10 protein-coding genes are annotated in these 16,172 nt (G+C 39.5%); 7 read left to right on the top strand and 3 right to left on the bottom strand.

What is annotated here, in order from left to right; genetic code table 11:
* Positions 1-157 precede the first annotated feature (157 nt).
* From CEF18_RS21620 to CEF18_RS21610, 3 genes are all read right to left on the bottom strand, one after another.
* Positions 158-670, bottom strand: a complete 513-nt coding sequence (locus tag CEF18_RS21620) for a sigma-70 family RNA polymerase sigma factor (protein ID WP_223292451.1) — start codon at positions 668-670, stop codon at positions 158-160.
* Positions 671-971: 301 nt separating this feature from the next.
* Positions 972-4,133: a rhamnogalacturonan lyase family protein gene (locus CEF18_RS27060; protein WP_110938557.1), complete on the bottom strand. Its 3,162-nt coding sequence runs from the start codon at positions 4,131-4,133 to the stop codon at positions 972-974.
* Between the two features lie 757 nt (positions 4,134-4,890).
* The gene (locus CEF18_RS21610) at positions 4,891-5,982 is read right to left on the bottom strand and encodes an alanine racemase (RefSeq protein WP_183040990.1); all 1,092 of its coding nucleotides are present in this window, start codon (positions 5,980-5,982) and stop codon (positions 4,891-4,893) included.
* An 856-nt stretch (positions 5,983-6,838) separates the two neighbouring features.
* Here CEF18_RS21610 and CEF18_RS21605 point away from each other — a divergent pair.
* The 7 genes from CEF18_RS21605 to CEF18_RS21575 all read left to right on the top strand — a co-directional run bounded on the left by CEF18_RS21605 (position 6,839) and on the right by CEF18_RS21575 (position 15,798).
* Positions 6,839-7,666, top strand: coding sequence for a hypothetical protein (locus tag CEF18_RS21605; protein ID WP_110938555.1), 828 nt, complete (start codon positions 6,839-6,841; stop codon positions 7,664-7,666).
* A gap of 433 nt (positions 7,667-8,099) precedes the next feature.
* Complete coding sequence (locus CEF18_RS21600) at positions 8,100-8,465, top strand: Na-translocating system protein MpsC family protein (protein ID WP_407690440.1); 366 nt, start codon at positions 8,100-8,102, stop codon at positions 8,463-8,465.
* A 201-nt stretch (positions 8,466-8,666) separates the two neighbouring features.
* The gene (locus CEF18_RS21595; protein WP_110938554.1) at positions 8,667-9,680 is read left to right on the top strand and encodes a sodium-dependent bicarbonate transport family permease; all 1,014 of its coding nucleotides are present in this window, start codon (positions 8,667-8,669) and stop codon (positions 9,678-9,680) included.
* A gap of 125 nt (positions 9,681-9,805) precedes the next feature.
* On the top strand, positions 9,806-12,373 hold the full coding sequence (locus CEF18_RS21590) for a S8 family peptidase (protein WP_110938553.1): 2,568 nt from the start codon (positions 9,806-9,808) through the stop codon (positions 12,371-12,373).
* Between the two features lie 326 nt (positions 12,374-12,699).
* On the top strand, positions 12,700-13,782 hold the full coding sequence (locus tag CEF18_RS21585) for an ABC transporter substrate-binding protein (protein WP_110938552.1): 1,083 nt from the start codon (positions 12,700-12,702) through the stop codon (positions 13,780-13,782).
* Positions 13,783-14,006: 224 nt separating this feature from the next.
* A complete protein-coding gene (locus tag CEF18_RS21580; protein WP_110938551.1) occupies positions 14,007-15,017 on the top strand; it encodes an ABC transporter permease in 1,011 nt (336 codons plus the stop codon).
* Positions 15,004-15,798, top strand: coding sequence for an ABC transporter ATP-binding protein (locus tag CEF18_RS21575; RefSeq protein ID WP_110938550.1), 795 nt, complete (start codon positions 15,004-15,006; stop codon positions 15,796-15,798). The genes CEF18_RS21580 and CEF18_RS21575 overlap by 14 nt, the downstream gene beginning before the upstream one ends.
* The last annotated feature ends 374 nt before the right edge of the window (positions 15,799-16,172 follow it).

Here is a 16,172-nt window from a genome sequence, read left to right as displayed (position 1 = left end):
TAATAATATAAGTTTACCATCTTAGACAGAAACCTGAAACAATTTACTAATTCATTGAATTTTTTTCTTATATTCTTTTCGTTTAAAATATATGATTTATTTCGATATATTCAAAAAGATTATAGCAAAAGGGTCAAAAAACCTTTTGCTACAACCTTTAAAACATTATATCAAAATTTTCTGCACGTAACTTTTTCAAAGCAGTTTTTCGCCACGTTTTCACAGTAGAAACAGAAACGTTTCTAGATTCTGCTATTTCTGTTGATTTAGAACCATAGAATAAGGATTCGCGTACCCACTCTTTTTCTCTCGGGCTTAAACTTGTTCGCGAAAGCCAATCTTGCAAAACCAGCAACTCTTCTTCGTTCCCAACAATTAGAAGACTTGTTTCGCTCATGATAAACGGTTCCGTGGCGACATGTCTGGAGTTCCATCGCTCTTTTTTTTCGAGTGACTGCTGGATCCGTCCATATACATAGCTTTTCGCATACGCCGGGAAAGCCCCAAGTTGTTCATCATATCTTGACCAAGCCTCATATAAAGCAATTCTTCCAGTTTGAATGTACTCTTCTTTTTCCATGCCTAGATTCCACTTGCGAATGAGCCCATAAATCATCGGCATAAACTGTTCGCAAACCTTCTCAAATTCATAGTCATTTCTTGTCTCCATTTTCTCCAAGGGATGTCTCCTGCTTGGAAGCGCGCTTCCGCTTATTCCGCGGTAACTTCATTTTAGAGCGCTATCGAAAATCGAGCGAATGACGATAAATTGCGTTTCTCCTATAGAAACAGCACGTTTCTATAGGAGAAACGTGCTGTTTGTTAGAGAGATACGTGCATTATCGGTGGAATTTAGTTCGAAAAAGGAAAATGGATTAGTCCTAGCGTCCTCTTTCGTTCAGAAAGTATAGTTCCTAGATAGTTAAAATGAAAGAAGCTACCCAAATTGGGCAGCCCCTTTCCTCAACACATTATTTTTGCAATTGATGTGCCATACTTATTAAAACTTCAGCTTGTTCTTCGGTAAGTGCTTTACCAGTTTGTGCTTCCACGTGATTAATAAATGCACCAAGTTGGTTGTTCCTTGCTTTTATGTTTCCTTTTTCATCTGAACTCATTGCTTCATTCACTTTTGCTAGAAATCCGTTCACTTTTCCTTTTTTACCGCTATTCGCCAGAACATATTCTTCTGTTAATGAAGATAGGTTTTCAAAACTTAGCTCTAGTTCTGGTTCTGTGACTTCATCTCCTGTCGTAATTGCTGGCATAGGAGGCATTTCCATACCGTGTCCGAGGAAGAATCCGGTATGTGGAGGCTGATTGTAAGCCACATTTTGCCATGCTACACCTAGTCTATACGTAGGATCGTGCATCAATGTGAAAATTCTTTCTTCTGTCACGTCCGTTGTCGTATAAATACGAAGCTCTTCACTATCAGCAGAAGCCCAAATCACTTCTTCTCTCCAGTCTCCGTATAAATCGGCTTGCAACGTTGGATTTCCTTTCGTACCATTACTTGTACGAGTGCCTTCTGGAGTAAGAACATTTTCTAACTGTTCACTCTCCCAATTCCATTTGTCAATTCGTCCTACCCCATACGTATCGCTGCCTTCAGCAAAATCATGGTCTAGTAGTTCTCGTAATAAGTCACCAGTCCACCATACTGCATGGTTAATAGAAGCTGGAGATTTATCTGTAATTCGCTCCCCTTCTACAGAGAATAAACCACTACCACCACTGCTTCCATCCCAACTATCAGAAGCCCAAAGCTCTGCTCCATCATATCTTGGATCAATATCCGCAGCAAGACCGCGACCTACATCAGATCCAGTCTCCACTCCCCACAGCAAGTCGCCAGTTTCTGCATCTCGAATGCCATAACCAACCGGTGATCCTGATGATTCTTGAACCCCATAAATTTCCATACCCGCTCGGTTGGGATTTAAGTTACTGACGTGCTGCGCATCTCCATGTCCCCAGCCAGTAGAATAAAGACCAGTGCCATCATGATTTATCACCGCAGCACCGTAAACAATTTCATCATATCCGTCTCCATCTACGTCGTTAATGGAAAGACTGTGGTTACCTTGTCCCGCGTAAGCACCATTACCTTCTTCATCACTATCAAAAACCCAGTTTTCCTGTAATTTACCATCTTTAAAATCATACGTTGCAAGAACTGCTCTTGTGTAATAACCCCGTGCCATGACAATGCTTGGACTTTCTCCATCCAAGTAAGCAACTCCAGCTAGGAAACGATCGACTCGGTTTCCGTATCCATCACCCCAGTCATTTACATTTCCTCTTGGTGGATTATAATCAATTGTATCGAGCGCTGCCCCTGTTTCTCCGTCAAAAATCGTTAAAAATTCATCTCCTTCTAATATATATCCCGCACTATTTCTATGATCGGCATCTGCATCTCCAATCACCGTTCCTTGTCCGTCTACAGTACCATCAGCTGTTTTAAAGACCACTTCTGATTTTCCGTTTCCATCAAAATCATAGACTAGAAATTGTGTATAATGAGCCCCAGCTCGGATATTCTTTCCTGCATCAATTCTCCAAAGCCTTTCTCCTTCCAATGTATACGCATCTATATAAACATTCCCGGTATACCCTGGTCGTGAATTATCTTGTGCGTTAGACGGATTCCACTTTAAAATGACCTCGTAGTTACCATCTCCGTTAACATCTCCCACACTCGCGTCATTTGCGGAGTATTCAAAATCTACACCATCGGGAGTCGTTCCACCTTCTGGCTTATCAAGCGGAATACTAGAAAACTGTTCATTCCATACTTCAAATGTTTCCGTTTCTGATTCACCACTACCATTATTGACTTGAACTTGGTAAGTGGATGATACCGTCCCGCCCTCATCAAGATAGTTCGTACTCTCTGTAATAGGAGTATCATTGATTTTTTCACCATCACGGTACAAGTCAAAACTCACTTCTTGTGGGTCCGTACCGAGCATTTTCCACCCGACATAAATCCCATCTTCAGTATCAACCGCAACTGGTGCGCGATTTAACTTTTCCATTTGCCGCAAACGTTCAGCAACAATCGGTGATTCTAGAGGGTCTGAATACTCGGATATCCCTCCTTCATTAACAGCTCGAACTTTATAATAATAATGTGCGAAAGTGGAGATTGAATCATCTGTAAATGCAGATTCCTCTGCTACACCAATTTTTGAAAATTTGTCATCTTCAAATCTTGATCTGTAGACATAATATTTAATTGCATCATCCGTGTCGCTCCAAGAAATGGACACAGATTCGGCAGTAGCATCTTCCACCTCAAGATTACCGGGAGCCGCCGGGACTGTGACCGATTCATCAAACATGTCAACCTCGACCTCATTGCTGTTTGGTGATTCAATACCCTGTTCATTCATAAATGTTATTGCATAGGTATACGAATAACCTAATTCTGCTGTTTCATCGGTATAGTTATTTGTATCACTACTGCCTATTTTAGAAAATGTTTCTTCACCTTCAGCTTTTCGATAAACCTGGTAGCTTACAGCTGCATCATTGCTGTCCCAAGTTAAAGTAACTGACTCTTGCATTCCAAGAGATTTAGACTCTACTTCTAAGCCAGTTAGTTCAGACATAGGTGTAATTTCAATTCCATTAATCCGACCATTTTCTCTGATGTCGATATTTAACTGTTCGTCTGATACTGTCGTCATAGTAGTTAATTCCGCATATTCGCCAGCGCTTGAAGAGATATTACCTTTGTCTTCTCCTTCAACCGTAAAACCTGTCCGGTTAAAAGCAATGTCATCCCCTGCAATAATTCTGACAAAATACTCCCCGTCAGGAATATCAACCATAAATTCATAATCCCCATCAAGAATGAAATCACGTCTGAGATCATCTGGTGCTCCGCGATCTCGCTCAGCTACATTCTTATCAATCCCGTACCCAGTTTGACTATCGTATACCATCGTATTCGTAACCTGCGTGTAGCCCTCTGCTACTGGGCCTGTCCCAAAATCAAATCGAAAACTTTGCTGCTCAACATCATTGGCCTCTGCTGTTGAGTGATTAAACGAACCAACATTTCCAAACGTCGATATGAATAAGACAACAATCATAAACACGACAAAATTCTTTTTATACATGAAATCCCTCCAAATTATATTTTTATTCCTAGAATATTTCAGTCACCTCCTAATTGAAATAAAATCTTTTCAGTAAGCGCTTTAATTAATAGGTTTTAAAGACAGAACATTCAATACATAGAATATATTCAGTTAATAACAGAGCTAGCTTGACACCAAAGCAAAGCCTAAATGAATTCGGTGATAAAGCTTCGGTTAGATCAATGAGACAGAGACTAGTAACTTTTCCGTTTGTTATTGACAGCATCCCATTAATTTTGATCTAATTCTACAGGCATAATGAAAGCCTTTTCACAACCATAGCACGGCTTTTTTTCAGTTAAAATATAAAAAATGTTAAATAAATATCACAAAACACTAAAACACCTAAATGAATGTATTTGTACTATATGGTATAAACATGTTGAATTCAGAGTAAAAATAGGAGTAATGTATCGCAGTATGACAAATACTGGAACTTTAGCGGTATATCTCATGAATTATACGTTTTTTCGCTTGAATAAGTAGACTATAATACCTGATTTTTCTAGACATTCGATTATTCTCGCAATATAACCAGCAAATTAAAAATTGATATTGATCGTCCGAAAGTTCATTTTGGAAACTAATACATGTAACAAATTTTATGAAACCCTTCTTCACCGGTTCTTAATGCTCATTATAAAAGACTTAAAAAGCAAAAAAACAAAGCTCAGTATGCAATTATACTGGTCCTTGTTTTGCAGAATATATTAGCTAGCTTTTATAAAGCTCCTCTTTATTTATTCTTTCCTCTAGCCGTTACTGCGATCACCTCTTCAATCTCACCGTTCCGAATTCCTATTAATTCGTCTGCCAGATTAACCGTTGGACAAACATGATTAGGGATAATTTCTATTACGTCGCCAATTTTCAAGTCAATGCCTTCAGGTAGATTGATGACTCCATGTTCTTCCGATAACCAACTTACTGTTAAACCATTTTTTCCTTTTATTAAACCATATCCATCAGCAAAGATTCGTTTATCCGACGTCAATGTTTTCGAGCCAGCATCAATAATCGCACGATTTTCCGCTGGCCTACTCACTACAGTGGCGTATATCAAAAGCGCACAATTTTCTTCTGTCACAAGTCCAAGGTCTAGCAACTTTGCATCGTTGAAAACATATGTTCCAGGCCGCATTTCCGTTACACCTTCAACATGTGCCCCTATATAAGAGGTTGGGGAGGAGCCTACACTTATACAAGGTATCTCAATACCTAATTCGCTTTTAATTGAAGTTTTGGTTTCAACTAAATATTGTCCTTCTTGCCTGGTTATTTCAATCATTTCTTCTTGGCTTTTTGCTGCATATGCATGTCCAGCGTGAGTCATTAACCCATATATTTCAATGTTGGGCAGTTTAGCAATTTCTTCTACTAAACACAAAGTTTCCTCACCATATTTTTTCCCGACGCGTCCAAGCCCCGTGTCTACTTCGATATAAACCTTGATTTTCTTCCCGATGCTCGCAGCTACTGTGGAAATTCCACCGGCCACTTCGACGCTATCTAACGAGACCTTGATATCTGCTCTTTCTGCCAGCTTTTTTAATCTCGTTAATTTCTCCGCGCCAATAATTGGATAGGCAATGAAAATATCATGAATCCCGTTCTGGTGCATGACTTCCGCTTCACCAAGTTTAGCTACGGTAATCCCATCAGCCCCAGCTAGTAATTGTTTTAATGCAATCGTCACGCTTTTGTGCGTTTTTATGTGAGGACGAAGTGTAATCCCAGCCTGTCTTGCATTCTCGCTCATAACTCGGATATTATTATCCATTTTATCCAGATCAACGACTAATGCAGGCGTATCAATATTTTCTACCATATCCATCACATCCTTTATTTAATAGGTACTTGAAGAGACTACTTTATTAGGTAATTCAATTGTATCAAAAAATAACGTTCTTCTTTCTATTTCGGATCATGTATGAACCTTTAGGATGATTTTTCAGCTATATTTTTGATGACATATCCTTGAGGTTCCACTCTTCGACCCTGTCGCTTTGTGAGTGTCGCTAAGTTCCGGTTTAGTGTCTTTTAGGGAGTATCGACTCTCTGAATGGCACTATCCACACTCTTTCCATCCACTCCCAAGCTGATTGGATGGCTCAGTGGCGCTATCTGCTTCGGTTAGTGATACTCGCTCACTATTGGCCGTGCTCACTGGCTTTATACTCTTGCTTCGCCTTTTCAAAAAGCATATTTGCATGCTTTTTCATCTTAAAAGGGGTCATATATGACCCCTTTTGGATGATTTCCTGACTATATTTTGATGACATATCCTTTCGGTTCCACTGTGGTACCCGGTCGTCCTGTGAGTGTCGCTAAGTTCAGGTTTAGTGTCTTTTAGGGAATATCGACTCTCTGAATGGCACTATCCTCACTCTTTCCTTCCACTCCCAAGCTGATTGGATGGTTCAGTGGCACTATCTGCTTCGGTTAGCGACACTCGCTCACTATTGGCCGTGCTCACTGGCTTTATACTCTTGCTTCGCCTTTTATAAGAGCCTGCGCGACTTCTTCTGAGTGTCGCTTGCCATCAAATCAACTTCAACTTCACACTTTCCTAGCCATTTAAACTAATCAAAAACCTCATCTCCTCCGTTGTAGCGAGCAAATTTACTTCTGTGGTAAAATGATAATTTATAGAAGTTAATTAGCACGGTTTAACATTAGGAGTGATGAGAATTAGATACTTGGTTTTACTAGCCCTAGGTTCAATGATCTCCATGATTGGTTGTGCGGGAAATAGCGTCGATGAAAATTCTGAAGGTTCAGTAGAGAATGATGCGAAAGAAGCCCCCTTTGAAATACATACCCGGGAAGGCGAAGAGAAAGTACAAAAAGCGTTTGAATCGGGTAATCTTGAAACGCAGCTTTTTGAATACGAAAAACGTTTCTCTGACAACTCTTACAAAGGAGACATAGATGCTGAGGAACAAGCCGTATTCATTGAAGGTACAGGTGACGTTAACGTCTTAATATCTGCTCCACATGCAACTAGTCAACGCAGAGATGGCGATACAAAGGATGCAGACATCTATACTGGCTCTATGGCTCTGATGGTACAAGAGTTTACGGGAGCACACGTCATTTTCAGCACGCACGAAGGTGAAGATGGGAATTACGTGAGTGGTGGAACGTATAAAGAAAAAATAGGCGAAATTATCGAGGAACATGAGGTGGATTTGGTACTGGATTTACATGGGGCAGCTGAAAACAGAGATTTTGATGTTGATATTGGGACAAACTATGGCGAAACAGTAAGGAACGAATGGGTAGAAGGATTAACTACTATTTTTTCCGGTAATAATATAAACCGTGTTTATGAGAATGATACCTTCCCGGCAAGCACGGAAGGAACGGTTACAAATCACACATGGAACCATTATCAAACCGAGGCAATGCAACTAGAAATTCACGGGAACTACAGGAACCCTAGGAATGATTTGGAATCTTACTATGAAGCACTTAAGTCCCTTGTTCTTTTTGTTGAAAACATAGGCTGATAATAGATACTAATGCGGATACACAATGCTTCCTATTATAAAGATTGACATTCCAGTTTATAAATAAATGTTGACAAAAATCGAATTTCTTCATAATATAAATATTAACTTAATAAATCCAATAGTTGAAAATATACGATTAAAGCTTGGACGAATGAGCATATTATGAATAGAACTTATTGATAATGTGAAAATTTAGTCTGTTGTTTTAAGACGGAGATTAAAAATTATCGGTATACTTTTCTTTAGATATCATGTTATCTAAAAAAGAGTATACCTTTTTTTAACGGATAAGATGACAGCTACCTTTACGCCACAAGTATCAAGGGAAACCACACCTTGATACTTAAATGATGGTGGCGAAAGCTGACGCTGTATTTAATAAAAGACGGCTACGTTTTTCTTATGAAAGAGGAGGCTTATTGTGGCGCAGTTGGAAGTCAGGAAAAGTGTAATGGAATCGGAAATCAGTAAAGCATTAACACAATGGGAAAAAGAATATTTTGGTCGTGGATCTGTCAATGTCAAAACTGATATTGTTCGTAATATGATTATTGTGATCCTAAAAGGAATCCTTACACCGGCAGAACAAGAGCTTGCTAAAGATCAACAAGGTGTATTGGATATAAAAAACATGCGAGCCAGTTTAATCGAAAGAGGGAATCATCAAATTAAAGGTATTATTCACCAAATAACAAGGGAAGTTGTTGAGAGTTTTCACACGGATATTAGCGTTCATAAAGGTGAACGGATTATCGTTTTTATGCTGAAAGAGAACCTTGAAAAAAAACTAACATAATCCATATACAGGGAGATCATTTAAAAACCTCTAGTGAGGTGAGTAATTGATAAACCGACAATGACGAAGAAATGTGCAACTTGCACCTTTCTTTCTCTTGTCGGTTTTTTTGTTTAAAGAGGATATACCCGCTGAAAGCGACCGTCCAGAGCAGATTCAAGGACTAACATAATCTACGATACTAAAGGAGACACGAAAATCATGCTGGATATTATCACACAAAATTTACTTTCACCAGTCGTTTTATTCTTTGTATTAGGAATCATTGCTTCTGTTTTTAAATCAGATTTAAAATTCCCTAAGGGGTTGAGTGAAACATTAAGCATTTATTTATTGATAGCAATTGGTCTTAAGGGTGGAATCGAACTTTCTAATTACAGCTTCGACACCGTCATTCAGCCAATCATTGGAACACTCTTTTTAGGTATCACTACACCAATACTCACATTAATTATCCTTCGTTTTACAATGAAAATGGATAGTGCTAATGCGATCGGGCTAGCTGCAACATATGGCTCCGTCAGTATTGTCACCTATGGCGCGGCAATCACATTTTTAGGGAATCAGGGTACTAGCTATGAGAGTTTCATGAATGCCATGGTCGTGTTAATGGAAATTCCTGCAATCCTTGTGGCGCTATGCGTTTATGGCGCGATCAAAAATGCAAAACAACAGCCTTTCGTTTTACATCAAAAAGTAGGAATTGTCGCTACGGCTCCTTCTGCGTTTGTTAATAAAGAAGTCTTAAAAGAAAGTCTCTTCAGTAAAAGTGTTTTGTTATTGGTAGGAAGTCTATCCATCGGTTTAGTCGTAGGCAAGGATAGTCTTCCAGTGATTCAACCGTTATTCATTGATTTATACAACAGCTTTCTCTTATTGTTTCTATTAAACATGGGAATTATGGCCGGAGAACGACTTGACTTGATCAAAGAACACGACTTCAAACTAGTTGTATTTGGAATTTGTGTCCCACTTATTTTTGGTGTATTGGGGATATTAGTCGGTTCCGCAACCGGGCTTTCCTTAGGAGGAGTCACGTTAATGGGTGTTCTAGCGGCAAGTGCTTCTTATATCGCTGCACCTGCAGCCTTAAAAACAAGTGTTCCTGATGCTAATCCATCTATTTATCTTGGATTGGCGCTAGGCATCACGTTTCCATTTAACTTGATTTTCGGCATTCCGATATTGTTTTCGATTGCTCAGTGGATCTGGTAAATTTAGTTATAAAGAAAAACATTAAATTATAAAATATAGTGAAAAGTCTCTCCCAAAATCATAGATATTAAGCTATAATCTTATAAGCTAATAGTATTAGGAAAGATTGATATTAGGAGGAGCTTATGAGAAAATTTTTTTTGTTGTTCGTGTTACCGCTCTTTTGTTTTTTCACCATGGCTAGCATTGCTTTCGCGAACTCGCCTGCTGAAAAAGTCATTATAGTATTTGAAAATGATGTAGATAAAACGATTATTGAAGATTTTAACATAGAAGTTGAAGAGACATTTACGCATATTCCTGCGGTGTCCGGTGATATACCAGAAGAAGACATTAAAGAGTTGGAAAAAAGTGAACAAGTTCTTGCAGTTGAAATCAACCAAGAGGTACATTTAAATAATCAACAGCTTGATTGGGGATTAAATAAGATTGAAGCACAAAGATCATGGGCTTCCTCCTATACTGGGAAAGATGTTAAAATCGCCGTTCTAGACACTGGAATCGCAGAGCATGATGATTTAAAGGTTGCTGGTGGGGTATCTATTGTCACTGAGGACCCAACAATGTTTTCAGATGACCACGGGCATGGAACTCATGTTGCTGGTATTATTGGAGCTAAAGATAATAATGTAGGTGTTGTAGGAGTGTCTCCAGACGCTAGTTTATATGCGGTAAAAGTTTTAAATGATACTGGAAAAGGCCGCTTATCTGATGTTATTAAAGGAATAGAGTGGGCCATTTCAAATGAGATGGACATCATTAATTTAAGCTTAGGGGCGTCACAACACTCGTTTTTATTTAAAGAAGTAGTTGATAGAGCTTATGATAATGGTATATTAGTAGTTGCAGCGGCAGGGAATAATGGTAACGACGACGGCTCTAGTGATACTGTAGAGTACCCGGCACGCTATTCATCTGCAATTGCTGTTGCTGCAACGGATTCAAGTGATTTACGTGGACCATTCTCAGCAACTGGAGCTGCCATTGAACTTGCAGCGCCGGGAGTTAATATAAAAAGCACGAATTTGAATAATAACTATACAACGAACTCCGGTACTTCCATGGCTGCCTCTTTTGTGACTGGGGCTCTGGCATTAACAATGGAAGCGGAACCGACCTTTAGCCACGTTCAACTTAGGGAACACTTACAACAAACTGCATTAGATTTTGAGCCATCGGGAAGGGATACACACTTTGGTTATGGTCTAGTACAATCTCCATTCGAATCTGAATTGAACAATATTGAAGCCCCGATGTCTGCTAAAGAGTGGTTAGCGTATGCTGAATCAAAAAGTAGCGCATCTCATCGTCTGAATGAATATATTGCTGGATATGAATGGTATCCGAGCGATTCTCGATTCGAAGACGGTATTCATGCTAGTTCCAGATTGTTATTTAATTGGGCAAAAACCCAACATGATCTGGAGAGATTCGAAACTGCGATTGACCGGTATAAAAAAATACTAGCGGCACCAGTTATCGATGCCACTCTTCAACAGGAAGTGGAAAAGCGTCTTGAGGATGCTGAATCAGGTAGACTAAGTGCAGATTCCCTCTACGAGAAGGCGCGAAATGAATCAAAAGCTTCCTATAAGTTGGAACTGTATATTGAGGGTAACAGATTGTATCCTGATGACTCTCGGTTTAAATCCGGTATTCAATCAAGTGCACAATCTTTACTAATTTGGGCAAGAGGTCAGCAAAATAGTGGAAACTTTGAAAAAGCAATTGACCGGTATCATCGGATAATTAGTGTAGAGGAAGTAAATAAATCTATCAAATTTTCAACCGAAAAGCACCTTGCTTATGCTTTAGAAAAGAAAGTAGTTCCTACAGCTAACGAGATTTACAAATCAGCAAATTCACAAACAAAAGTATCTTCCATTTACACTGAATTTGTCCTTGGGTACGTTTTTTATCCAGAAGACTCGCGTTTCATTAATGGCGTTTACACTAGTTCGCAGCAATTGTTTGACTGGGCAAAATTGCAGCATAATGCTGAGCGGTATAGCACTGCAATTGATCGGTACGAACTAATTTTAACAGCGCCAATTATTAAGGACGCCTTAAAAAAAGAAGTGGAAGATCGATTAGCTAATGCTAAGTTAGGTAAACCGACAGCTCAAGTTATCTATGATCAGGCAACGACAGAACCAAGAGCCTCATATAAACTCCAACTATATATTGACGGCTATAATTCTTATTCTAACGATCATCGATTTAATGAAGGAATTCAATCAAGTGCTCAATCACTTTTAATATGGGCAAGGGGACAGCACAATAGTGGGAAAATTGAGACCGCCATCGATCGATACCACCGAATTCTCAATGCACCAGCACTAAATAGTTCCTTGAGAGTTTCAACCGAAAGACACCTGTCATATGCTCAAGAGAATAAATCTGTTCCTGAAGCAAAAGAACTTTACAAATCAGCAATTTCCCAGGTAAAAGCATCTTACTCTTTTAATGCCTTTGTCTTAGGCTACGAATGGTATCCAGGAGATTCACGATTTGAAGAAGGTGTACACACTAGTTCGGAGGCATTATTTGATTGGGCAAAACAACAACACAACAAGGGGCGCTATGATACTGCGATTTCTCGTTATGAAGTTATCTTAACTGCCCCTATTATTAAAGACTCCCTCAAACTGGAAGTCGAGAAGCTCTTGGTCGATGCAAAAAAACAAAGCTAGATAAACAAATTGAAGAATAACAAGAGGGAGACGATTAAGGTACTCGTTTCCCTTTTGACCGATTGTATGATTAAAATGGAGCTAGAAATACTCCGTGAGAAGCCAACTTCCTGTTTTTGTACTAAAACTCCTCTTCTCGATTTTCGTTCGATAGTTTCATCTCCTTCTTTCGCTACGTTATAATAACGCCATTTTTCAATATAAAAATTAAACCTCTCTACTACTTTAAAGTGGCAAAAATTTACGTTTACAACTCCCCTATCTTATATTATGATGGAGTGTAATCATTTAAAAAATTCTGACAAACAGATGTAGGGGGAAATATAATGAGGAAGAAATGGGACATACGTATTGGAACAGCTTTGATGAGTTGTTTATTGTTAGCTGCCTGTGGTACAAATGAGGATGCTAACACAGAAGAAAATAATACTAATACTACAGTGGAAGAAGAAAATAACACATCCGCAAATGAGGAAGCAAATACAAATGCTAACTCCGGAGCAGATGAAGCCGAAATGGTACATATCGGAGCATCACAAATCGTGGAACATCCATCTTTAGATGCTGCTTATGAAGGTTTTAAAGAAGGGTTAGCAGACAACGGCTTTGTTGAAGGCGAGCAAGTTACTTTTGACCTTCAAAGCGCTCAAGGGGATCCGAATAATGCAGCAACCATTGCAAATAACTTCGTTGCTGATGACGTTGACTTGATTTTCGCAAACTCCACGCCAAGTGCCCAAGGAGCATTACAAGCATCAGAGGAAATTCCGATTATTTTCACATCTGTCACTGACGCAGTAGGTGCTGGACTAATTGAATCTATGGATCAGCCAGGAGAAAATATTACTGGAGTACTGGATCTCCATCCTGAATCAATCGAAAAAACGGTATCGTTTATCGATGAATATTTCGCAGATTCCACTGTCGGCCTAATCTATAATTCTGGGGAACAAAATTCCGTTGCCCAGATTGAAGCTGTTGAAGCTGCAGTGGAAGGAACCACTCTTGAAGCCTTGACACGCAGTGTTTCCACATCAGCAGAAGTACAACAAGCTGCCGATTCTCTTATCGGGGAAGCAGATGTTCTTTTCATTATTACAGATAACACCGTTGTATCAGCACTCGAAACGATTGTTGCAACTGCCAATGATTATGATATTCCACTTATTGTCGGTGAACCTGACTCCCTTGAAAGAGGAGGATTTGCTACATTTGGTATTGACTATCATTCTATCGGGTACCGTACTGGTGAAATGGCTGCTGAAGTGCTTAGCGGCGAAAAAACAACAGCTGATATTCCTACTGAGTATCCAGCAGATATGCAATTGTTCATCAATCAAGAAGCAGCAGATGCTCAAGCGATTGAATGGCACGCTGATTGGGACGATCAAGCAGAACTAATGGAATAAGAAAAACGCGTAGCGTCTTTTATTAAATACAGCTTGATCTTTTTAGCCACCATCACTTAAGTATCAAGGGTGGGTTTTCCTTGATACGCGTGGCGTAAAGATAGCTGTCAACTTATAAATTATTTTCTAATAAGAAAAACGCATATTAGAAATACCAGTGCACGTGCAGACGTTCCCGCACGTGCTTCTCTTATATATAGATTTATAGAAAGGCAGGGAATTTAATGTTTATTGCATCATTTGGAGCAGTTGAATCAGGAATTATATATGCGTTAATGGCACTCGGTGTTTATCTTTCCTTCCGGGTGCTGGATTTCCCTGACTTAACTGTGGATGGAAGTTTTGTCACAGGGGCAGCGGTTGCAGCAGTATTGATTGTTAATGGACAATCCCCGATTATTGCTACAGTAGTCGCCATTTTTGCAGGGTTTGCAGCAGGCTGTGTTACAGGATTATTGCATACAAAAGGAAAAGTAAATCCTTTACTCTCAGGGATTTTAATGATGATTGCACTGTACTCGATTAACCTCCGAATAATGGGGAGGTCCAACGTCCCCTTATTAAATGAGACAACCATGTTCACCCAAGTTAGATCGTTTTCGGAATCCATTGGTTTAGATGGTTTTTTAAACGGAATACTTGCATCTATGGGACTAGAAATATTTCCACGCACATGGGGCATCCTCTTTTTAGGTTTAGTCGTTGTCTTAATCGTGAAGTTCTTAACGGATTATGTTCTAAAAACAGAGGTAGGATTAGCACTGAGAGCAACTGGTGATAACAAAAAAATGATTCGTAGTTTTTCTGCAAACACGGACTCTCTTTATATCTTTGGTCTCGGTTTGTCGAACGCACTTGTTGCATTTTCTGGGGCACTGGTCGCCCAACTTGGTGGTTTTGCAGACGTAGGTATGGGAATTGGTATGATCGTGATTGGTCTTGCCTCCGTTATTATCGGTGAGGCACTTTTCGGTACAAAAACGATTGCAAGAGTCACACTTGCGGTTATTGGTGGGGCGATTGTGTATCGACTCGTTGTAACGTTAGCACTTCGCGCCGATTTTTTAGATACGGGTGATATGAAACTCATAACGGCAATTATCGTTATCGCTGCACTAGTCACGCCGAAAATGATTGATGCACAAAAAGAAAAACGCAGACGGTTCAGAAAACGAGCAGCGATGGAAAAGTTACAAGCCGGTAGTACTGGAGGCAATAACAATGTTACATCTTAATCAAATAAACCTTACATTTAATGAAGGAACGCTTGATGAAAAAAATGCGTTAGAAAACATTAATCTTACGTTGGCACCTGGCGATTTTTTAACGATTATTGGCAGTAATGGTGCTGGTAAATCAACAATGATGAATGTTGTATCAGGTACTTTGCTCCCAGACGTTGGAGATGTGATCATAGATGACAAAACGGTGACCCATCTCCCTGAATACAAACGGTCACAAATGATTGGCCGTGTGTTTCAGGACCCGATGGCAGGGAGTGCCCCGTCGATGACAATCGAAGAAAACTTGGCGATGGCTTATTCACGTAATAAAAAGCGAACTTTTAAAACCGGCGTGACCAAAAAACGCAAAGAAATTTTCCGTGAATATTTAGAAACGTTGAACTTAGGTCTCGAAAATCGTCTTTCAGCTAAAGTTGGTCTGTTATCTGGTGGTGAACGCCAAGCACTTTCGTTATTAATGGCGACATTTACTGAACCAAAATTGCTGTTACTCGATGAGCACACCGCTGCACTGGATCCTTCCAGAGCGGAATTGATCACTAAACTGACCGCTGATATTGTAAAAAAATTCAACTTAACGACTCTAATGGTTACTCATAACATGCAGCAGGCACTGGATCTTGGTAACCGCTTGATCATGATGGATAAAGGGCAAATCATTCTGGATGTCTCAGGTGAAGACAAGCAAAATCTAACGATCGAAAAACTATTGCAAGAGTTCCAACGAATCCGCGGTGAGAAAATGACCAACGATAAGGCTGTATTGGGGTAGTTATCCCTACCTATCAAAAAAGCTCAACTGTTTTTAATAAACGGTTGGGCTTTTTTGCTTTTCATTTTCATGAATAGGTGCAATTTTTAGGATTACTTTTGGTGGGTATCGCTATCCTTGTTGCTTAATTACTCTCAGAGACTTACCTCTCCCTCTGAATTGAGCTAAAAGTTCAGTTAGTGACTCTCGCTTCACCTTTCATTTACTGAGTGTCGCTATACTAGTTGCTTAGTGACTCTCAGACACAGCTCTCCCTCTGAATGTCACTATCTACTACATTCAGTGACATTCACTAGCTTCTCTAATGCCAAGTGTCACTTATCACCAAACCATGATCTGGTTTTTGCCTTCTTGTACAAACTTTTAATTAAGAA

Origin of the sequence: Salipaludibacillus neizhouensis, from assembly GCF_002886185.1 — a bacterium.
Taxonomy (GTDB): Bacteria; Bacillota; Bacilli; order Bacillales; family Salisediminibacteriaceae; genus Salipaludibacillus; species Salipaludibacillus neizhouensis.
Note: the sequence above shows the minus strand (reverse complement) of the source record. Positions and strands in the feature narration are given on the sequence as shown.

Excerpts from the sequence above, each read along its gene's own strand:
- CEF18_RS21580 (WP_110938551.1), top strand. The coding sequence starts at position 14,007 with ATGTTTATTGCATCATTTGGAGCAGTTGAATCAGGAATTATATATGCG.
- CEF18_RS21590 (WP_110938553.1), top strand. The coding sequence starts at position 9,806 with ATGAGAAAATTTTTTTTGTTGTTCGTGTTACCGCTCTTTTGTTTTTTC.
- CEF18_RS21605 (WP_110938555.1), top strand. The coding sequence starts at position 6,839 with ATGAGAATTAGATACTTGGTTTTACTAGCCCTAGGTTCAATGATCTCC.
- CEF18_RS21585 (WP_110938552.1), top strand. The coding sequence starts at position 12,700 with ATGAGGAAGAAATGGGACATACGTATTGGAACAGCTTTGATGAGTTGT.
- CEF18_RS21610 (WP_183040990.1), bottom strand. The coding sequence starts at position 5,982 with ATGGTAGAAAATATTGATACGCCTGCATTAGTCGTTGATCTGGATAAA.
- CEF18_RS21595 (WP_110938554.1), top strand. The coding sequence starts at position 8,667 with ATGCTGGATATTATCACACAAAATTTACTTTCACCAGTCGTTTTATTC.
- CEF18_RS21575 (WP_110938550.1), top strand. The coding sequence starts at position 15,004 with ATGTTACATCTTAATCAAATAAACCTTACATTTAATGAAGGAACGCTT.
- CEF18_RS21620 (WP_223292451.1), bottom strand. The coding sequence starts at position 670 with ATGGAGACAAGAAATGACTATGAATTTGAGAAGGTTTGCGAACAGTTT.
- CEF18_RS27060 (WP_110938557.1), bottom strand. The coding sequence starts at position 4,133 with ATGTATAAAAAGAATTTTGTCGTGTTTATGATTGTTGTCTTATTCATA.